Source organism: Bacillus sp. B4EP4a, assembly GCF_006680105.1.
Classification (GTDB): Bacteria; Bacillota; Bacilli; order Bacillales; family DSM-1321; genus Peribacillus; species Peribacillus simplex_E.
The window spans coordinates 15,436-35,360 of sequence record NZ_VHIK01000050.1 but is presented as its reverse complement, the minus strand read 5'-3'; the positions used below and the strand labels follow the sequence as shown (position 1 = coordinate 35,360).

The 19,925-nt window shown below is 36.5% G+C and carries 16 protein-coding genes and 2 pseudogenes; 7 read left to right on the top strand and 11 right to left on the bottom strand.

Features of this window, described 5'->3' with window-relative positions:
- Positions 1-36 precede the first annotated feature (36 nt).
- The 5 genes from FNK51_RS22610 to FNK51_RS22590 all read left to right on the top strand — a co-directional run bounded on the left by FNK51_RS22610 (position 37) and on the right by FNK51_RS22590 (position 5,835).
- The gene (locus tag FNK51_RS22610; protein WP_141994745.1) at positions 37-1,029 is read left to right on the top strand and encodes a LacI family DNA-binding transcriptional regulator; all 993 of its coding nucleotides are present in this window, start codon (positions 37-39) and stop codon (positions 1,027-1,029) included.
- 149 nt (positions 1,030-1,178) lie between these two features.
- Positions 1,179-2,408, top strand: a complete 1,230-nt coding sequence (locus FNK51_RS22605) for an ABC transporter substrate-binding protein (RefSeq protein WP_141994744.1) — start codon at positions 1,179-1,181, stop codon at positions 2,406-2,408.
- A gap of 46 nt (positions 2,409-2,454) precedes the next feature.
- Positions 2,455-3,288 (top strand): carbohydrate ABC transporter permease, encoded by an 834-nt coding sequence (locus FNK51_RS22600; RefSeq protein WP_230162282.1) that lies wholly within the window; start codon positions 2,455-2,457, stop codon positions 3,286-3,288.
- Positions 3,288-4,109, top strand: a complete 822-nt coding sequence (locus FNK51_RS22595) for a carbohydrate ABC transporter permease (RefSeq protein ID WP_141994743.1) — start codon at positions 3,288-3,290, stop codon at positions 4,107-4,109. The genes FNK51_RS22600 and FNK51_RS22595 overlap by 1 nt, the downstream gene beginning before the upstream one ends.
- Before the next feature lie 52 nt (positions 4,110-4,161).
- The gene (locus FNK51_RS22590) at positions 4,162-5,835 is read left to right on the top strand and encodes a glycoside hydrolase family 13 protein (RefSeq protein ID WP_141994742.1); all 1,674 of its coding nucleotides are present in this window, start codon (positions 4,162-4,164) and stop codon (positions 5,833-5,835) included.
- 401 nt (positions 5,836-6,236) lie between these two features.
- Here the strand turns inward: FNK51_RS22590 and FNK51_RS22585 are convergent, their stop codons facing one another.
- Positions 6,237-7,001, bottom strand: coding sequence for a hypothetical protein (locus tag FNK51_RS22585; protein ID WP_141994741.1), 765 nt, complete (start codon positions 6,999-7,001; stop codon positions 6,237-6,239).
- 603 nt (positions 7,002-7,604) lie between these two features.
- On the opposite strand from FNK51_RS22585, the gene FNK51_RS22580 reads away from it, so the two are divergent.
- Positions 7,605-8,291 carry an ArsR/SmtB family transcription factor gene (locus tag FNK51_RS22580; RefSeq protein WP_141994740.1) on the top strand — a complete coding sequence of 229 codons (687 nt, stop codon included), beginning with the start codon at positions 7,605-7,607 and terminating at the stop codon, positions 8,289-8,291.
- A gap of 92 nt (positions 8,292-8,383) precedes the next feature.
- On the opposite strand, the gene FNK51_RS22575 is transcribed toward FNK51_RS22580, so the two are convergent.
- The 4 genes and pseudogenes from FNK51_RS22575 to FNK51_RS22565 form a co-directional block, all read right to left on the bottom strand.
- The gene (locus tag FNK51_RS22575; protein WP_141994739.1) at positions 8,384-9,268 is read right to left on the bottom strand and encodes a DMT family transporter; all 885 of its coding nucleotides are present in this window, start codon (positions 9,266-9,268) and stop codon (positions 8,384-8,386) included.
- Between the two features lie 270 nt (positions 9,269-9,538).
- Positions 9,539-9,621 (bottom strand): annotated as a pseudogene (locus FNK51_RS27340) (VOC family protein); the annotation flags it as partial.
- 202 nt (positions 9,622-9,823) lie between these two features.
- Positions 9,824-10,567: an SDR family NAD(P)-dependent oxidoreductase gene (locus FNK51_RS22570; protein ID WP_141994738.1), complete on the bottom strand. Its 744-nt coding sequence runs from the start codon at positions 10,565-10,567 to the stop codon at positions 9,824-9,826.
- A 50-nt stretch (positions 10,568-10,617) separates the two neighbouring features.
- Positions 10,618-11,370 (bottom strand): SDR family NAD(P)-dependent oxidoreductase, encoded by a 753-nt coding sequence (locus FNK51_RS22565; protein WP_141994737.1) that lies wholly within the window; start codon positions 11,368-11,370, stop codon positions 10,618-10,620.
- Between the two features lie 274 nt (positions 11,371-11,644).
- On the opposite strand from FNK51_RS22565, the gene FNK51_RS22560 reads away from it, so the two are divergent.
- On the top strand, positions 11,645-12,784 hold the full coding sequence (locus FNK51_RS22560; protein WP_063234572.1) for a LuxR C-terminal-related transcriptional regulator: 1,140 nt from the start codon (positions 11,645-11,647) through the stop codon (positions 12,782-12,784).
- A gap of 156 nt (positions 12,785-12,940) precedes the next feature.
- On the opposite strand, the gene FNK51_RS22555 is transcribed toward FNK51_RS22560, so the two are convergent.
- From FNK51_RS22555 to FNK51_RS22535, 6 genes and pseudogenes are all read right to left on the bottom strand, one after another.
- Positions 12,941-14,080, bottom strand: coding sequence for a Ger(x)C family spore germination protein (locus FNK51_RS22555; protein WP_141994736.1), 1,140 nt, complete (start codon positions 14,078-14,080; stop codon positions 12,941-12,943).
- 70 nt (positions 14,081-14,150) lie between these two features.
- Positions 14,151-15,590, bottom strand: a complete 1,440-nt coding sequence (locus tag FNK51_RS22550; RefSeq protein ID WP_141994735.1) for a spore germination protein — start codon at positions 15,588-15,590, stop codon at positions 14,151-14,153.
- Positions 15,562-16,665: an endospore germination permease gene (locus tag FNK51_RS22545; RefSeq protein WP_181762321.1), complete on the bottom strand. Its 1,104-nt coding sequence runs from the start codon at positions 16,663-16,665 to the stop codon at positions 15,562-15,564. Before FNK51_RS22545 ends, FNK51_RS22550 begins: the two co-directional genes overlap by 29 nt.
- A gap of 296 nt (positions 16,666-16,961) precedes the next feature.
- Entirely contained in the window at positions 16,962-17,294 is a 333-nt protein-coding gene (locus tag FNK51_RS27815; RefSeq protein ID WP_286178829.1) for a BCCT family transporter, read from the bottom strand.
- 82 nt (positions 17,295-17,376) lie between these two features.
- Positions 17,377-18,516: pseudogene (locus FNK51_RS22540) on the bottom strand (BCCT family transporter); the annotation flags it as partial.
- Between the two features lie 145 nt (positions 18,517-18,661).
- Positions 18,662-19,696, bottom strand: a complete 1,035-nt coding sequence (locus tag FNK51_RS22535) for an aromatic ring-hydroxylating oxygenase subunit alpha (RefSeq protein WP_141994732.1) — start codon at positions 19,694-19,696, stop codon at positions 18,662-18,664.
- Positions 19,697-19,925: the final 229 nt, after the last annotated feature.

Here is a 19,925-nt window from a genome sequence, read left to right as displayed (position 1 = left end):
TTTTTAGAAAACGTTTACGTAGAAAGTTGGTGAAACATGTCGATTACCATTAAAGATGTAGCAAAGCAAGCAAATGTATCCGTTGCGACTGTTTCTCGTATTTTAAATAATTTGCCTGGCTACTCGGATGAAACACAACAACGAGTAAAAAAGGTAATCAAAGAACTTGGTTATCAACCTAATGCCGTTGCAAGAGGTTTAATTAATCGCAAAACAAAAACGATAGGTGTACTCGTTCCCAATGTATCTGATTTATTTGCAAGTGAGGTTTTAGCCGGAATTGAGGAACAAGCTCATGAGTTTGGTTACAGTGTAATGATATGTAAAACCAATCATGATGGTAAACGAACGATCAACTACTTGCAGGCATTGTATGAAAAACGGGTGGATGGAATTATTATCGTCAGTGAATTTATCACGCTAGATTACTATAAAGCGATTGAAACAAACAATGTACCGGTTGTATTAGTGGCAACACAATCAGACTATCCCCTTCCCTTTATTAAAGTAGATGATTATCAAGCTGCTTACGATGCCACGACCTATTTAGTAGAAAAAGGGCATTCACATATTGGAATGATTGCAGGAACAAAAAGCGATATCATTTCGACAACTCCACGTGTAAAAGGCTTTACAGACGCATTAAATCACGTGGGAATAACAGTGACCAATGAAATGATCACGTATGGAGATTTTTCTTTCAAGAGTGGTATTGAGGGAATGAACGATTTATTGAAAAGTTACCCAAAAGTAAGAGCTGTATTTTGTGCAAGCGATGAAATGGCTGTAGGAGCCTTATCACTTTTATATAAAAAAGGAATTAGAGTACCGGAAAGTATATCCATTATAGGATACGATAATACAGCTACAGCTGAGAAGGCCATTCCCCCACTTACGACGGTAGCGCAGCCCTTATATAAGATGGGTAAAGATTCCATTCAACTTTTATTGGATCCATCTTTAAAAATAAACCAGCTTTATCCTCATCATATTGCTGAACGTGATACAGTCCATTCATATAGCGAATAAAGGTTAAGTTACAAGTTGGGGTGATTACACTATTATCACTCCAATTATAAACGGCTTAACGTAAACGTTTACTATCATTGATGATTCCATTAGAGTAAACGTTTACTTATGCATAAAATAGACGAAATTTTCAGACGGGAGATACGTATATGAAGAATAAGTGGCGTTACCTCTGTACTACAGCATTTATAGCCAGTTTACTTACAGGATGTACTAATCAAACAACAGCTGATGAAAAAATCCATATTGAATTTTTTCAAAATAAGCCGGAAGCTGTAGCGACATTTGATCATTTAATTGAAAGGTTTGAAAAATTGCACCCCAATATTGATATTGAACAGAATAACGTTCCTGATTCCGAGACGGTATTACGGACGAGATTGGTGAAAGAAGATGTACCAGACCTTTTAGCGATCGGAGGCAATGCTACGTATGGCGATATTGCAGAAGAAGGATTATTTTATGATTTTTCAAAGGATTCAGCCATCAATAAAGTTATACCAGACTATGTTAATATGCTTAATTTATTAGGTAGAACGAATAATGAGGATAATGGAATTCCCTTTGCGACGAATGCAAATATGCTTTTATATAACAAGGATAAATTTAAAGAGTTAGGGTTACAAGTTCCCAAAACATGGGATGAGCTAATTAACGTTTCAAAACGGATTCAAAAACAAGGAGAATTACCTTTTTATTTTACGTATAAAGATGCTTGGACTGCAATGGTCTCATTTAATGCCTTAGCAGGAAACTTGCAAGGTGACAACTTTATCCAGGATCGCAATTCCAATAAAACAACTTTTACAGAGCATTACAAGGAAACTTTAGAAAAAATGCTTACATTGCTCGATTATGGTCATAAGGATAATTTTGGCCGTGACTATAATGCAGGCAATCGGGCGTTTGCAAATGGTGAATCAGTTATGTATATCCAAGGTAGCTGGGCAATCTCATCAATTAAAGCAATTAACCCAAATATAAAACTCGGTTCCTTTCCCTTACCTGCATCCAATGATTCATCTCAAAACAAACTCGTATCAGGTGTAGATACTGCATTAACGATGTCAAAAGATACACCACATAAAAAAGAAGCGTTAATGTTTATTCATTTTTTATTAGAAAAGGAAAATTCACAGTATTACATTAAAGAACAAAACAGTTTTTCTGCAGTTAAAAATGTTTTACAAAATGATGAAGCTTTAAAAGAGTTAAACCCTTATTTTGTACAACAAAAAATCACTAGTTTTCCGGAACACTATTTCCCTGCTAGTATGCAAGCAGCCAATTTAGTACAGGATTTTCTAATTAAAGGAGAAGTCAAACCGTTCCTTTCAAAACTGGATGATGAGTGGAATAAAGTCAAAGCGAGAGAATAACAAGGGGGAAAAACGAGTGGTTAAACAATCCAAAGCCTATTACTGGATGGTGCTTCCAGCATTTTTAATATTTTTTGTATTTCATACAGTTCCAGTTTTTCAAGGAATGATTTATAGTTTTACAAATTATAAAGGGTATGGGGATTTTAATTTTGTTGGCTTAAAAAACTATGTGAATTTATTCCAAGACCAACGTATTTTGGCTTCCTATGGCTTTACATTTAAATTTGCCATTGTTTCCACTTTACTCGTAAATATCATTAGTTTGGCAATTGCCATAGGACTTAATGCAAAGATTAAATTTCAAAATACACTTAGAGCTGTGTTTTTCGTGCCGAATATTCTAAGCGTATTAATCGTTGGGTTTATCTTTAATTATTTATTTGCATTTTTTATCCCTCAAATTGCTGAAAAGTTGGGCATCACATCTTTAACACAAAATATTCTTGGTAACCCAGATTTAGCATGGGTTGGAATTGTGATTGTGGCTGTATGGCAAGCCGTTGCATTTAATACCATTCTCTATTTAGCAGGATTACAAACGATTCCAACTGAATTGTACGAAGCTGCTAGTTTAGATGGTGCGGGAAAATGGAAAAGTTTTAAACACATTACATTTCCACTTATTGCATCTTTCTTCACCATAAATATGGTGCTTGCAATGAAAAACTTTTTGATGGTATTTGACCATATTATTGCAATGACAAATGGAGGTCCAGGTCAATCCACGGAAGCCATTTCGGTATTGATATATAAAGGGGGCTTCTCAGGGGGGGAGTTCGCTTATCAGGCAGCAAATTCTGTGATCTACTTTATTTTAATTGTGGTTATATCAATCCTGCAAATTAAATTCCTTCAAAAACGTGAGGTGGATATGTAATGGAAAGTAAAAAAGTAAATTGGCCTATAACCATACTGCTAATTTTTTGCTCACTGGTTATCTTATTTCCCCTCTACCTAACACTCGTGACAGCATTCAAGTCACCAGATGAAATGAGTAAATCCCTTTTGTCTCTGCCTCATACATTAAGATGGGAAAACTTCGCTGAAGCCATTCGCCTGACGAATTTTTTTCAATCTATTAAAAATAGCTTTATCGTTACAGTTTTTACAGTTGCTCTTACATTACTGACAAATTCGATGGTGGCTTATGCCATTGCACGGAATATGCATAGACGATTCTTTAAGTTGCTTTATTACTATTTTGTTAGTGCGATGTTTGTACCTTTTCCGATCATTATGTTGCCTGTTGTAAAGCAAACTAGCCTATTCGGATTAAATAATATGACAGGACTTATCTTTCTGTATATTGTATACGGTTTGGCTTTTAATATTTTTATTTATGTGGGCTATATACGTTCGATTCCCAAGTCATTAGAAGAAGCAGCTTATGTAGATGGAGCAAGTATTTGGACAGTATTTTGGAAAGTTATTTTTCCATTATTAAGCCCAATAAACGCAACAGTCGGAATTTTAACATGTTTGTGGGCATGGAATGATTTTATGTTACCACTTGTTATTTTAAGTGATCGTGATTCGATGACATTGCCGCTTGTTCAATATGTATTCCAGTCACAGTTTACAACAAATTATAACTTAGCATTTGCCTCCTATTTAATGGCACTCTCCCCTATGGTCCTTGTTTATATCATAGCTCAAAAATGGATTATTAGTGGTGTGACAAAAGGTGCTGTTAAATAAGGGGAATATGAGACTGATTAAGAAACAAATTAGAAGTGAAAGGAAGATGAAATTGGAGAAAAAATGGTGGAAAGAAAGTGTTGTTTATCAAATTTATCCTCGGAGTTTCATGGATAGTAACGGGGACGGAATTGGAGATTTACGTGGAATTATTTTAAAACTTGATTATTTAAATGAATTAGGAGTTAATGTCGTTTGGCTATCACCTGTTTTCAAATCTCCAAACGATGATAATGGCTATGATATTAGTGACTATCAAGACATTATGGATGAGTTTGGTACCCTGAATGACTGGGATGAACTTTTGGAAGGATTACATTCACGCAATATGAAATTAATGATGGATCTAGTTGTTAATCACTCATCAGATGAACATAAATGGTTCATTGAATCCCGATCATCAAAAGATGATCCGTACAGAGACTACTATATTTGGCGCCCCGGCAAAGATGGAAAAGAGCCAAACAATTGGACATCAGTTTTTAGTGGTCCAGCTTGGCAATATGATAAAGAAACAGATGAATACTACCTTCATCTGTTTAGCAAAAAACAGCCTGATTTAAATTGGGCAAACCCTACAGTAAGAAAAGAAATTCATGACATGATGATATGGTGGCTTGATAAGGGCATTGATGGTTTTCGAATGGATGTGATTAACCTCATTTCCAAAGCGGAAGGATTGCCCAGCACTCCAGGCGGAAAGCGATACGACTGGGGTGGCGATTTCTTTATGAATGGTCCTCGTGTGCATGAGTATCTACAAGAGATGAATCGTGAGGTACTTTCGAAATATGACATGATGACAGTCGGCGAATGTCCTGGGGCATCCGTTGAAGATGCCACTAAGTATGCGAATAGTGAAGGTACTGAACTAAATATGATTTTCACATTCGAACATATGGATTTAGACTCAGGACCAGGCGGAAAATGGGATGTAAAGCCTTTAAATCTGGACGATCTTAAAGAATGCATGACAAAATGGCAGAAAGGATTGGAAGGAAAAGGATGGAATAGCCTTTATTTAAACAACCATGATCAACCAAGAATGGTCTCTCGCTTTGGCAATGATACATCTTACCGAGTAGAATCCGCAAAAATGCTTGGAACATTCCTTCATATGATGCAGGGAACGCCTTATATTTATCAAGGTGAGGAAATAGGTATGACAAATGTTAAATTTGGTCTTGATGATTATAAGGATATTGAGATTCTGAATATGTACCGTGAAAAAGTTATAGAGGGTCAAGAGGATAAAGCTAAAGTAATGGAATCCATTTATATTAAAGGCCGTGATAACGCTAGAACTCCTATGCAATGGGACGATAGTAAAAATGCTGGTTTTACAACAAGTACTCCTTGGTTAAAAGTAAATCCAAACTATAGAGAAATTAATGTGAAACAATCATTAGAAGACTCGAATTCTATCTTTTACTACTATCAAAAACTAATTAAGTTAAGAAAAAAATATGACGTAATTGTGTACGGTGCATATGATCTTATTTTAAAAGAAAATGAGCAAATTTATGCGTATATACGTACTTTAGATAACGAAACATTACTTGTTATTTGCAACTTTACAGGGGAAGCAGCCTACTTTGAATTACCAGAACACATTAGCTGTGAAGCTAGCCAACTGCTAATCAATAACTACGCGGATCAAAACAGTGATGAAATTTCTTCTAATACATTAAAACCTTATGAAGCGCGCGTTTATCTCTCGAAGTAACGAAAAAAAGTAACCTCGATCGTTTTTGACTTTATGCAGAGTTCACCTTTTGATGAACCTATTCTTTTTAAGCATATGCATCGTAAGGTTCGTGTGCGAGGACTCACAATTAATATTCTAAAACTAGATATACGGATACTTTCAGATTAAAAAGGCATGTGTATAGGAATAAAAAATAACTTTATATCCGAAAAACTTACCCATTAGGTAAGTTTTTCTTTTTTTCGTTTTAAATTACCGATAACAATACTAGTGAATTTAAATGGGTTATTATAATTCATGTTTTTTGCCTTAACCAGGTGGATGCAATAATCCTAGACTTTGCGGTTATTTTAACTCTTCTATTTCATACTTTAAAAAGTTCAACATCTTTTTCCCTCCTACAAATAAAAGCACCCAATTTAATGGATGCTTAGATTTCCTTTCTTTCGTAATCTTATTTCAAATTTATCACTGAAAAATTCATTGGCATTAAATATAGTACTAATGTCTGAAATATCACCTACATTCACAATTAATGCTTCATCAACTTCTTGATCAGTGAGGACTATGCGATATTCATATTGATTTTCAAAATATTTATCTTTCCAAAAATAAATATCAGTCCCTTGATTTTTATAAGAGCTCATCCTAGCTGAGGAATTGATGTTATAATCATCATATTTTACCAAGCCTCCTCTGTAAGCATAACCTTTTTCATTGAGTGTTCTAGTGATTCTGTCAATAAATTGCGATGGGGTAACAAAAATCAAGCTATCTCCGAACTCCCTGATCATTTTATCGATTTGTTCATTAGGTAAATCAAATTTGGTATAGAAATACTTTTCATCCTCCTTAACCACTTTTAACATATCGCCGACAATTGCAAACATACAATATAATGGTCTTTTTTCATTTATATTTTTTCTGAAATTCATTTTTTTAGTTCGCCCCGACATTATTAATTCATGGGTATTTTGAGTAAAGAAATTCATTTTTAATTCCGTAAAAACATGTGCTGCTTCAAATTTGTCTCCTACACCTTTTTCCCCTGAAGCACTTTCCATATCAATATACTTTTTGAAATTATTCATATATAAATCTCCAGACAAGAAACTTTCCACAAAAGGTGTGAACTTTATAAATCCAAAAACTTGACCTTTAAATCCAACGTCTGATATTTTCATACTCTTCATTCCCTCCTATTTGACTACTAAATTCGACAAAAGGGACTATTCACCGGTATTTAATCCTAGACTATTAAGGTACGATTACTGTTAGTGAACATGTAAGAATGTATGCCTAGTTGACAAAGAATATACTTCATTAAAAAACGCTTATCCAAAGGATAGACAGTCTTTCTTCTTTACAGTCTTCCCTTTAACCTCTCCTGACTCCATAATCTCTCCCCAATAAAAAAAGCACCCAATTTAACGGATGCCCCCTTTAACATCAATAAAAAATCCTTCCGGTATTCAGGAAACACTTGAACCTATATAATTACCCGTTCAAGCTTTTCGTTGAAGTGAAATTCAAACGGGAGTGCCCGATTTTAAGGCTTCACGGAAAGATCAAATCTTTTAATATCTATGATTTCTCCCTGCACTGCGATTTGGACCATTTCATCGGCCGTTTTCAAAAATATTTAAAGCGGGAATCGTGAATATACAGAATATCACTAGGGTAGCGGTACTGTATAATAGAAGTATAGGTTTACATATTTTTGATGCTAATTACATTGCGTTCAGCTTATTCAAACTAAAGTATCGGTAGAAAGGTTGGTAACTATTTTGAGTATAAATCCAAATATGGTGGAGATAGCCTCCCTTCTTGGGGAAAAGTCACGTGCAACAATTCTTGCAAGTTTACTGGATGGGCGTTTTCATACTGCAGGTGAATTAGCATTGATGGCTGTAATAACACCTCAAACCGCCAGCTTTCACCTTTCTAAATTAATGGAAGGTTACCTTGTTAAAGTTGAAAAGCACGGACGACATCGTTACTATCAGCTAGCAAATGGAGAAATCGCGCACATTTTAGAATCATTTCTTGCCATTTCCCCACCTCCTGAAGTTCGGTCGTTAAAACAATCAAACCAAGTCAAATTGCTTAAGGAAGCCAGAACTTGCTATGATCACTTGGCAGGAAAACTAGGAGTCCAATTAACAGAATCGATGTTGAAAGCCGGATATTTGAAAAAAGAAGAGAGAGAGTTTACAGTTACACCCAAAGGAAATCACTTTTTTTCTGAATTCGGCATCGATTTACTTGATTTAAGAAAAAAACGCCGTTCATTTTCCCATTCATGTTTAGACTGGAGTGAACGTCACCATCATCTTGGCGGTGCTTTAGGAAATGGGCTCCTTACACATTTTTTTGATTTAGGCTGGATAGTCCGTGTTCCATCTATTCGCGCAGTAAAAGTAACAGCTAAAGGGAAAGAAGGATTTAAAGAAGTTTTTTGTATAGAGGTATAATTTAATAATCCCTCGTGAAAAAGAAAAGAGGCTCTTTTCTTTTTCACGAGGAATTTTCTGTCCTTAGCAGCTTAAGACAATCATAACGATTACTATAAAGCTCTTTTAACAAATTTATTTTCCTTTTGGAAATTGCTATTTACAAGATAGATGCCAATGATAATAAACAGTCCGCCGATTAGGAGTGAAGTGTATATCGGTTCACCTAATAGGGCCCACCCTGATAATACTCCGAAGAAAGGTGCCAAAAATAAAAAGGCACTTGTTTTTCCTGGATCACTCTTTTGTAAAAGGTAATACCAAACAGCGAATTGCACGATCGATGACATGATACTTAACCAAAATAAAATGAACAACGAATGACCATTCATTATGAAAAATGGTTTTTCAAGAATAAAGCTGCCAAGTAAAAGCAGTAAACCGCCAAAAAGCATCTGATAAGCAGATAATACCCATGTATCGGAAATCGCTCCCCATTTTTTCGCCAATAAAGTGGAAATGGCCCAGAAAACAGCAGAAAGAATACCGAAAAGAATACCAACCTTAAATTCAAGTTTAGCTCCCATCGTTATAATTACTCCAACTAATCCTAATGAAACTCCAATCCATTGATATAGTTTATAGCGTGTTTTTGATAAGATGGTACCGAATACAACAACAAGTAACGGGTTCGTGAATGTAAGTATTGAGGATTCACTTGCTGTTATAGTGCGTAAACTCAGGAAAATGCACCCCATAACTCCGGCTGTTTGAAAAGTGCCGATAATAAGGATTTTTATCCAATCCCCTTTAGAGTTTGGATGCGGTCTTTTAAAAAAGATAACAATCATCGCCATTATGAACCCGGCAAGTGTGAAGCGTAATGCTGCTAATAATAATGGGGATGAATAAGGCAGACCAATTTTAACTACTGCAAAGGAAGAACCCATTAAAAATGTCGTTAAAAGTATCAACAGTGTAAATTTGTAAGTATTCATTTTTTTATCTCCTGACATATTTAAATGACGATCTACCGATATTATAGCTGGTGATTATTTCAGCTATCATCGAAATATGGAATACAAGTGGAGATAAATTAAATAGTATCGACATATTATAGGAATCCTTATAGTTTAATTGGCATAAGTAACCCTTTTTAAATCATCGTATTCATCTTTTGAAATCAACTCCAATTCTTGAAGTTTTACCTCTCCCATCAAACTTCATGCCTTAAAGCTCTCTCATCAACCTATATAGGCTTGTAATTCCTACTTTTCATATATCTCTAGAGGCAAATCATCCGGATCACAAAAAAAGTAAACCTTTTTCCTGTTAACTCATCAACACGGATTTCGGAATGTATCACCATATCTACATTTTATATCCTTATACATTCCTGAAGACTTTTCATTATATGTTAAAAAAAGAGCCCTCCAGTATGATTTGGGTAAATGAACACCACATCATACGGAAGAAGCTCTATCATGCAATTACACATCAAACGAATTTGACTGTTTGAGAGAACCAGCGAATAATCATTAAACTTGCCCTTATTATACTGCCGTATAACCGCCGTCTACAATAAGGCTTGTGCCTGTAACAAATGATGCATCGTCACTTGCAAGGAAGAGAACAGCTTTCGCCACTTCTTCCGCTCTGCCTAAACGGCCAATTGGATGTAAATCGATCAAACCTTGTCTGATCTCACCTTGTGCTTCCGCAATAAGTGGTGTATCAATATATCCTGGGCAAACTGCATTGACACGAATGCCATCTTTGGCATAAGTTGAACCTAACGTTTGTGTTAATAGTTTGACCCCGCCTTTCGCAGCAGAATAGGCTGTTACCCCCGGTTTCCCTGCATGGCTATGGATGGAGCCTGTATTGACAATAGCGCCGCCTGTAGATTGTTTTTGCATTTGCTCTATAGCATATTTATCGGATAGGAAGACACCGGATAAATTAATATCAATTGTTTTTTGCCATTGTTCATAGCTTAACTCATGGATGTTTCCGTCTCTTGCAATCCCTGCGTTTGCGAACATGATATCCAGTTTTCCATATTTATTAACCGTCTCTTCAATCATTTTCTTTACGTCATTTTCATTTGTCACGTCAGTTTTAACAAAAAGAGTATCATACCCTTTTCCATTTAACTCTTCTGATACAGCTTGTCCATGATCAGCAAAATCGGCAATGACCACCTTTGCTCCTTCTTCTGCAAATAATTGAGCCGTACTTGCTCCAATCCCGCTTGCTCCCCCAGTTACGATCGCCACTTTATTTTCCAATCTCATATTTAAACACTCCTTAATTTTTAGTTTTTAATATCCGTTAGAAAGGGATTTTAGCGAGCAGTCGCTCCGCCATCTATTACAAATTCAGTACCCGTAGTATAGGAAGATTCGTCCGAGGCAATGAAAAGCACTGTATTCGCTACATTATTGACGCTGCCCAGATATCCCAACGGGAATTCTTTACCCAATTCATCTTTTGAACTGCCCGTTTGTTCAGATGCATAGTCCGCCATCCCGGTATCGATATATCCTGGATGAATCGAGTTTACACGGACCCCTTTTGAAGCATACTCGATAGCAGCATCTTTAGTCATTGTCCGGACCGCTCCCTTGCTTGCACCGTATAAAACATGACCAGGGGCTCCAATCAAGCCTGCTATGGAAGAAGCGTTTATGACTGAACCTTTATTTTGTTTCGCCATCAGTGGCATAATATGCTTCATTCCCAGGAATACGCCGGTCACGTTAATCGACATGAGACGATTCCACTCCTCCAGTTCAATCTCCGCAACCGGTTTAATGATATAAATACCCGCATTGTTGAACAGAACATCCACCTTATCAAAAGTATCGATCGTTTCCTTTGCAACCTTTTTCCAATCTTCTTCATTGCTGACATCATGACGAATGAATAGTGCCTCTCCGCCGATTGCCTGAATGTCTTTCACAGCTTGATCACCGGATTCCTGGTTTATGTCAGTTATGACGATTTTTGCTCCCTCACTAGCAAATAGCAAAGCTGTTTCTTTCCCGATTCCTGTACCCCCGCCAGTAATGATTGCCACTTTGTTTTCAAGTCTCATGATTTCATCAGATCTCCTTTACTTATTTTACTGATACTGAAATCCTCAACCTTAAAGGTTCTCACTAGACAAGTATTCCTATACAAGTAAATAAAGCTGACTTTAACAATCGTCCACCCCTTTAAATGGAATGCCGCTAAAAAAGCTTCATTGTCTGTCTATGCCTTTATTTTACTCTTCGTAATTTGAAATACTATCCTATAATATGCTGTATAATAATTGGGTAAGTATCCCCCTTATATAGGGGTATTTTGTTTAAGGAGAAGAGACTCGTATGACCCAGCACTCTCATGCTTATGAAGAGATATCGTTTCAGCAATTCATCTTATTCATAAAAAGCCATAACAAACAGATTGAAGAAAATATCAATATTTATTTAAATCTAGAGCCCCTTATATTAGAAAATGAACGTAAGGTGATACAAACATTACTGGAATCATTTCTACTATTTTTATCCGCTCCAAAAATCGAAGACATAAATGAAACATACGATAAGTATCTGGAAACTTGGCTTCAATCACATTTACCCATTTTAAATGTGAACCATTTCAGCATGTTCCGCTTAATCTTTGAAAAGTCCATCGTTACCTTAATGGCCAACCTGAAACATGCCCATACCATCTCCATTCTAATGTTCTTATTATCCATTTTCTCTCATCTCATCCATAGCTATAACAAATGGATGGATGTCGAACCAATGCAACTTTCAAAAACCCACGAAGAAAATGCCGAACTTAAAAGGCTGCAACTATTAGACCAGTTGGATGAGCTTCTAATTAACTCATCAGGAATTAAGGATTTTGCTCATATCCTAAAAAAATGTGAAGAGTTCTTTCACTATAAAAGATGTGTTTTTTATGCTTATATTCCTTGGTCCAATCAATTTTATGGCACCATTGGATTGGAGCTGCCTAAGGTTCAAAGCATGAGAGGACAACTCAGCTTGAAGCAATCCTTTGTTTTCAATTCAAAAAAGCCTGTATTTTTAAAGAATCCCAATCATTATATTAAAAAGGAACATATAGCCTTGTTTAATCTTTCATCTGTCATATTTGTGCCGATTGTTCATGACCAGCAAGTTTTTGGCTGGCTGACCTTTGATCAATTAGGAGAGGAATTCGATTATTCAAAAGATGAACTAACTTTACTTGAACAGGTCGGAAAACGGTTAGGCTTATATTTATCAAGAAAGGATGATGAGGTATCCATTGATATAGATCTACAATTGACGGAACGGGAGTCCATGGTTTTAAATTTGCTGGCGGAGGGGTTTAACAATAAAAAGATGGCCGAATTATTGCAATTAAGCGAGCATACTATAAGGGATTATATAAGCAGTTTAATGACAAAGTTTAAAGCCAAGAACCGTACACAAGTCGTAGTCTATGGATTTCGTTTTGGTCTATTAAAGTAAAATCTGATTTCCTTTAATCGTTATGTAAGTCAAAATAAATCCTTACATAGTTAGTTGTTGAATATATCATTTACAGTGGCTGCCATATCATAATCATTGGAAACGACTTTGAAGAAAGATTCTGTCATGGCAGCCTGCGATCCACTTCTGAAGGTATCAATTCATGTACTCATATTTATAATCGCCTGTTATATTAATAGCACTATCCACCTGAATATTACGGATGGATCCTTCATTAAGGCTAAAATCCTCTTTAGAAACTTCTTTCCATTTTTTCAAATCCTTTCTGTAGATAACTGCTTCTAAATTATAGATGTCTATATTTTTTTCAAGAGCATATTTGTACGTATCCCTAATTTCTTTCTCTAATGCCCCCTGTATTTTTTCTTTAAGATGGTGTAAGGAGATGTTTTCTTCCATATCCGATACGGCACCTTCTACTTCAATTGAAATATCGAATTCGACTGTATCATTTACATAGATAGGCTTTATATTGAATTTTGGCCTCATTAGAGATATTTGAACATTTTTGTTTTTGTTGATTTTTATTCCAATTGGGGACCTTACCGTTGATTTTGTTAACCATCTCATCCCCCCAAGATGTTTATTTGCTATCTCCCCCTTTAGCTGATTATTTTTAATAAAATAGGTCCCAGATAGTTTTACGGTGTTCTGTGTTTTTTCTTTTGCTTTCCATACCTCATTTTTCAACGAAATCTTCGGTAGTTTTATTGTCATTCCTGTTTCATAATTTTGCGTATAAAATCTTTGGATCCGGATGGGTTCGACAAAGGATCTTAATTTATAAATATCCTTCGGATTGAAAATGCTTGTTTGCACTGAAGAGCCGAATAAACTATTGACAAAGAGGATCTTTTCTAAGGAATCATCGGTTCCATATAACCAAGTTGTTTCCCTAATTTGCTGAAATCTTAAAATGGGATCGTTTACGTTGTCCAATCCATGTTTTAGTAAGCTTTCAGAGAAAATGATCAATTTAACATGAGCCCAATAAATATACTGGTTTGACCTTTTATAAATGTCATTCATGGCCTCGTTCATTGTTTTCCCTCGCCCTTTGGCGACCCAAACAGGTGTTGGTTTTGGTTCCAATCCTTCTTGTTTAGCCACACCGGCAAAAGACGTCACCTGCACATAAATGACATACTGCCCATTCTGATAATCTATTCCCATTGCACTTATATATTGAATATCTTGAATATCCTTGGCATCCCAGCAGCCACTTAAAAGAGCAAGGCTCATTACGAATAGTATAAATCTAAGGATCATTTTCATTAGCGATTTCCTTTTGTTCTGTCCTTAGTTTTCAGCATTTCGGCTCGTTTCTTTCTAAAGAGATATGGCTTCACAAAGACACCGCCCCTAGAAGATCTTTCAAGGATAGTGGTGATATAGGCGCTAAGTAGGGTAAACCATAAATCTGCAGCCTTGATAAATAAAGGACAATGGAGAAAACACCGAGAAAGAATCCGAATAAACCTAAAACAGAAGAGAGAAATAATACAAAAAACCTGGCCATGCTTACAATTCCACCTAAAGATTGATTGATTAATGTATAGGTGGCTACCGCAGTGGTACCTGCCACCACCAACATCGTCGGGGATGTAATCCCTCCTCTAATTGCCGCATCCCCTATAATTAATCCACCCACAACGGCCAGTGATTGACCGATTGCTTTGGGGAGTGTGATCCCTGCCTCTCGAAACAACTCAAATAAACCCAAAATCAAGAAGGCCTCTTGTTGAGGTGATATAGGCAACCCAAATCTAGATACGGTTATCGTCGCCAAAAATGGGAAGGGGAGCTGGTCTAATTGAAATGATATTAGTGCTATATAAAAACCTGGCAGGAATATTGATATCACCAGTCCGATAATGCGAAAGAAATATTCGAAATTTGTATAGTAAGATGGAGTATGACGATCTTCCGCCGCCCTTAACAATAATGTAATATTACCTGGTCCAATTAAGGCAGTTGGTGACCCATCCACTAAAATGGAAAAGCGCCCATTATTTAAACTGGCTACAGCATAATCCGGCCTCCCTGTATAATCAAAAAACGGGATCAGGTTGAACTTACTGCCTGATAAAAATTCTTCAAGTTCAGTAGTTCCCAACAAGATATCTGTATTTATTGAGGAAATTTTCCTTTTTACTTTTTCAATGGTTTCTGGATTTACAACATCCTTCACATATAATAAATTGATTTTTGTCTTGCTCCTTTTGCCAATGGTAAATGCTTGATTTTCGAGTGATGCAGTTTTATATCTTTTTCTGATCAACCCTAAATTAACAGAGATATCTTCAATAAATCCATCACGTGGACCTCGGATGGAAATTTCACTACTTGTTTCCTCGGGACTTCGATTCGGGATGCTTGGTAGGGAAAACATGAATAATAATTCCAATTCTTCAAATAGCATCAGGACCATCCCGGAAAATACGTTTTCCTCCACATTTTCTTTTAAAGTGGAGGAAGGGAAAACCCTACTGACTTTAAATTCGTCTTGCGGATCCTCTATAACCTCTTCTTCCTTCAGTTTAGAATTTATGAATACACTACCTTCAAGCCGTGCTACTGATTCCCACAACTTTTTGACATCGACCAACACCTCTGAATAAATCAAAGTGCAAATAAGGGGCGGATCGGTTTTCCCTTCAGATGTAATGGTATGCTTTTTGAATTTTACATCCGAGCTCATTCCGAATAATTCATTGAAATACTCCGTCTTTAGTTGGATCTCCGAAGAACTCCCCTTATTTACCTTGTTCAATAGAGGCTCCATTCTTTTTCACCCTTTCTTTCAAAAAAATGACCATGTTAATAAAAAAGGTTATAACCAAAATGCTAATCACACTCAATTTAAAATAATATCGTTCCGTAAAATTCCTGTATGCTGGAATGTCGATTGGTATACAAAGCGCAATGATTAAGGAGAATGATATAGCAAGCAATACAATATTTTTTATTTTCTTTGATTTAATTTGAAACAGTTCCCCCATTAGGAATATCGATAACGATACACGGATAAATGCACCTGAAAGCCATTGGTATATTGATAAAAAATCCAGCCGGTTCAAATACTTACCCATGGTTAGTAACCGCCATTGAGCGTATGCAGGATTGCTGATTTTTGCAGCCTGTACCGGACCAAACTCTGTAATGGAGCCTATTATGGGTCCCATACTGATAAATAAAAGAAATAAACCTAAAAAAAGTAAACTCCTGAACTTTATTTCTGTCTTTACAAACTGTTGAATCAAAACGAGAAGAAATATCTCTGTAAAACCTCCACCTAGTATTACGATCCCGTCCCAAACAGGTGTAATTCCATTTTCAAAAATAGGGAAAAGCAAGGAGTAATCCTTATACTGTATATTTGCCGTCATTATCATAAATCCAAGTGCCACAACAAGGGGTAAAACCAATCCTCCGGCAATGGCTATTGTTTTGATTCCAGCCTCTGCAGCAATAAAACATAGGATGATGAAAGGTATAAATAATATATATTCTGGCGTTTGAATCATATAAGTACTGTTTACCCAGGAAAATGTGCTATATAAAGTGACAAACAAGTTTAATAAAATATAGAAGAAAAGAAGGATTTTTATGGACCAGGCGGCGAGCGGGTGACTGTGAGTATGTAGCCAACCTATGATATGCTGTTGTTTTGTTTTATTTATGATCCAATAAACCATGGGAAGCCATAAAAGAAAAAGCATCCCGGTGACTAAAGTACTGATCCATGAATCTCTTCCGGATGCCCCAAGCAGTGAAGGCAAAACGATAACATGGTTCATCAACCCAATAGATAGAATCAGCACCATTGTCGCTTGAAAAGTAGATATACTTTTTATCATGTGACACATCCCCTCTCTTTTAATATGAGGAGGCATTTTTGTTTTTATTCATACGGTGTATCAATTCTTTAAGGGACATAGGTATTTGAACGTCCCTTCCCGTCAATAAGCTCCGCTGAATCAACTGCCATTTATCATCGGCTTTGCGATAAATAATTTAGAGAGACATTTTTTGTTTACAAATCAGAAAAGTTTTGTACTGTTTCATCGAACGCCCAACAGGCACCAGCTGTTTTTTAGCTGGTGCCTGTTTGCATTTCTCCCTTATACTGTATCCTCCCAGTTTGAATGATACTTTAAGATGTTAGTTTTGTAGGTTCTTCATTGATAGTTTTTTCTATACTGCTGCTTCCTGCCTGATCCTCTTTTATCCATTTAATGAGCGATATCGATGCCATCGCCATTATTAAGATGAGTGGAACGGAAGTAATGACTACTACTGATTGAAGAGCATGAAGTCCTCCACCGAACATCATGGAAAACGCTACAAGCTCTATGACCAATGCCCAAAATATTTTGTGCCATCCAGCTGGCTCTTGATCTATTGACAACTTTTTTGATGCTGCGCTTGCTAATGTGAATGATGAAGAGTCCAGTGTAGCAGAAAGAAAAATAAGGGTGATAATCATAATCGCAAGCAAGGCTACACTCGCCGGGAAGCCCCTGGTAAATGGCGGCAATGGCTGCTTCCCCACCTTTTTTCTCTAAAATGTCAATGACAGGAACAAGTTTATTAAGTTCAAAGTAAAGACCTGTATTACCCATAATGGAAAACGCCGCCCAACACCCTACTGTTCCTCCAATACATTCAGCAAAAATGACTTGTCTTATCGTTCTTCCTTTCGAGATTTTTGCTACAAATATGCCCATATAAGGAGCACAAGCAAACCACCAGGCCCAGTAAAATATCGTCCAAGCTTCCGGAAAGCCAGAATTGGCAACAGAGTCGGTGTAGAAACTCATACGAAAGAAATTCTGTAACAAAATCCCAACGCTATCCGTAAATCTGGATATTATAAACAAAGTTGGACCAGCTAAAAGAACGAATGCAGAAAGTGCCAAAAAAAGGTACGTATTGATGTTAGCTAATCTTTTCAGGCCCTTTTTCAGACCAAAATACGTGCTAACACAGAATATTAATGTCAAGGCTACTATTAGCGTCATATCTAACATAAAGCTTCGTGGTATATTAAATAATTCAGATATACCTTCAGAAATCATCGGAAGTCCCAAGCCTAAAGCAGCCCCTATTCCTCCAACCAGTCCAACCATGAAAAAAACGTCAATCGCTTTACCTAACCAGCTATTTGCTCCCTTTTTGAGAACACCTTCACAGGCTGAACTCAATTTCACACTCGGATTTTTCCTCACATATAAGTTATAGGCAATCGGCAAAGCAGGTAGACAATATAGTACCCATGCGCTAAAGCCCCAATGAAATAATCCATACGTAGACGCCCAATCTGCCGCCGTCGCAGTTTTTGGTTCGGCCCCAAAAGGCGGAGCAGTGTAATAATAAGCCCATTCAATCGCGCTCCAGTATGTGATACTTGCACCAATTCCCGCCGTAAATAACATAGCTAACCAACTGAATGTCGAAAATTCCGGCTTGGTATCAGGCGCACCAAATTTTATCTTTCCATATTTACTAAATGCCAGCCAAATCAAGAAACCTAAAGCCGCCACCACAGCCCATAAATATAATGAACTCAAACTCTCGGCAATTAAATGATGTAGATCTCCGAGGATTGCAGTCCCTTTTTTAGGATTTAATAGTACAGGAATTGATAAAGCAGCAAGAATAGCTAGAGCCGGCCAAAAGATTGCTTTATCAACATTTGATTGTTTCATATTAAAAGAACCCCTCTTTCATTGCTTTTTGATAGTATGAAAACTTACACTTTCAGCTCCAGCTTTAATATAATTCACCTAACGAATGATCAACATTTAAAGCGCTTTCATTTTATCAAACCATAGGTCATTTATAGATTACAGACTAGCTTTGCATCGCCTTTGTGACTAATTGATGAAAATGTTTCAAACCGTGCTCGGTCGGAGAATATACTCCTCTTCCACAAGCTCTAGAATGTAATCCACTTTGTAATAACTCAACTAATTCGAAGTCTTCTTCCCGCACTTGATCTACAAATTTAATTAAATCTTCCTCGTCTTCAGTCAAGTTTTCATCAGCAAAATAATAACGATAAATTGCCAATGAACTTTTTTCATCAACCGGGATAATATGGCTCGTTGTCATATTTCCAGTACCTGGGTATATACTTATCATGGTATTCGGCCAAACCCAGTAAAAACGTGCACCAGGACCTTCTTCTTCATCACTGGCTATTGTACACTGATAGGAAAAATTATCACAAGGAGTAATACTATATTTAGTTAAATCGAAGGCCTTTGAGAAGCTAGGATGTGCAATTTGACAATGATCACATTCCAAATAATTGTCAATGATTGATTTCCAGTTAGCTTGAACAATCCGACGGTTTTCCCTGACCTTTTTTAAGGAACTAAGAAATGTATATTCATTTATGTTATTTAAAAAAGATTGATAATCTGTTTCGAAAGCAGGTGCATCCTGATTTAGATTTACAAATATCATCGACTGATGTACTTCTATACGAATTGGAGTCATGCAGCTAGGTTTTTCTATATCATTTGTTTTGAAATTTGGAGTCCTGTTCACCTTACCATCTAAATGGAATGTCCATCCATGATAAATACACTGGAGAATTTTTTTATTGCCTTGTTCTGTACGCTCAACTATCGCACCACGGTGAGGGCAAATATTATAAAATGCATGCAACTCTTCGTCCTTGCCCCGTGTTACAATAATCGGCTCCCCGACCAAATCAAATGTAAAGAAGTCTCCAACCTTCTCTACCTGGCTTGTATGCCCAACCATAATCCAATTTTTATAGAAAATATTTTCCCTTTCCTCCTTCATGACTTCAGGATCCACATACTTATTATAAGGTAGTGTATAGTCCAGCCTTTTCATTTCTTCTTTTGTCGACATAATGGCAGTTCCTCCTTTTAATTATCCATAAAAATAAAGACTTGCTCTGAATAAGGATACAGGTATTCCTTTTAAACCTCCTCTGCCGATTGGCATCATATTTCCTTATTTCTGCAGCATGCTTTACTTAACTCTTATGCAAGGATAATGCCATTTCGACAGCCCCCTATTATTACCGATATTTTACTAATTCCCCCTTCTTTAATGTATAAATATGATTTATAATTGA

Coding starts and splice junctions, on each gene's coding strand:
- FNK51_RS22565 (WP_141994737.1), bottom strand. CDS start 11,370: ATGAGACTTGAAAACAAAGTGGCAATCATTACTGGCGGGGGTACAGGA.
- FNK51_RS22585 (WP_141994741.1), bottom strand. CDS start 7,001: ATGAAAATATCAGACGTTGGATTTAAAGGTCAAGTTTTTGGATTTATA.
- FNK51_RS22600 (WP_230162282.1), top strand. CDS start 2,455: ATGGTGCTTCCAGCATTTTTAATATTTTTTGTATTTCATACAGTTCCA.
- FNK51_RS27815 (WP_286178829.1), bottom strand. CDS start 17,294: ATGATTATCACCCTTATTTTTCTTTCTGCTACACTGGACTCTTCATCA.
- FNK51_RS22545 (WP_181762321.1), bottom strand. CDS start 16,665: ATGATAAAAAGTATATCTACTTTTCAAGCGACAATGGTGCTGATTCTA.
- FNK51_RS22605 (WP_141994744.1), top strand. CDS start 1,179: ATGAAGAATAAGTGGCGTTACCTCTGTACTACAGCATTTATAGCCAGT.
- FNK51_RS22535 (WP_141994732.1), bottom strand. CDS start 19,696: ATGTCGACAAAAGAAGAAATGAAAAGGCTGGACTATACACTACCTTAT.
- FNK51_RS22570 (WP_141994738.1), bottom strand. CDS start 10,567: ATGAGATTGGAAAATAAAGTGGCGATCGTAACTGGGGGAGCAAGCGGG.
- FNK51_RS22595 (WP_141994743.1), top strand. CDS start 3,288: ATGGAAAGTAAAAAAGTAAATTGGCCTATAACCATACTGCTAATTTTT.
- FNK51_RS22560 (WP_063234572.1), top strand. CDS start 11,645: ATGACCCAGCACTCTCATGCTTATGAAGAGATATCGTTTCAGCAATTC.
- FNK51_RS22575 (WP_141994739.1), bottom strand. CDS start 9,268: ATGAATACTTACAAATTTACACTGTTGATACTTTTAACGACATTTTTA.
- FNK51_RS22555 (WP_141994736.1), bottom strand. CDS start 14,080: ATGAAAATGATCCTTAGATTTATACTATTCGTAATGAGCCTTGCTCTT.
- FNK51_RS22610 (WP_141994745.1), top strand. CDS start 37: ATGTCGATTACCATTAAAGATGTAGCAAAGCAAGCAAATGTATCCGTT.
- FNK51_RS22550 (WP_141994735.1), bottom strand. CDS start 15,590: ATGGAGCCTCTATTGAACAAGGTAAATAAGGGGAGTTCTTCGGAGATC.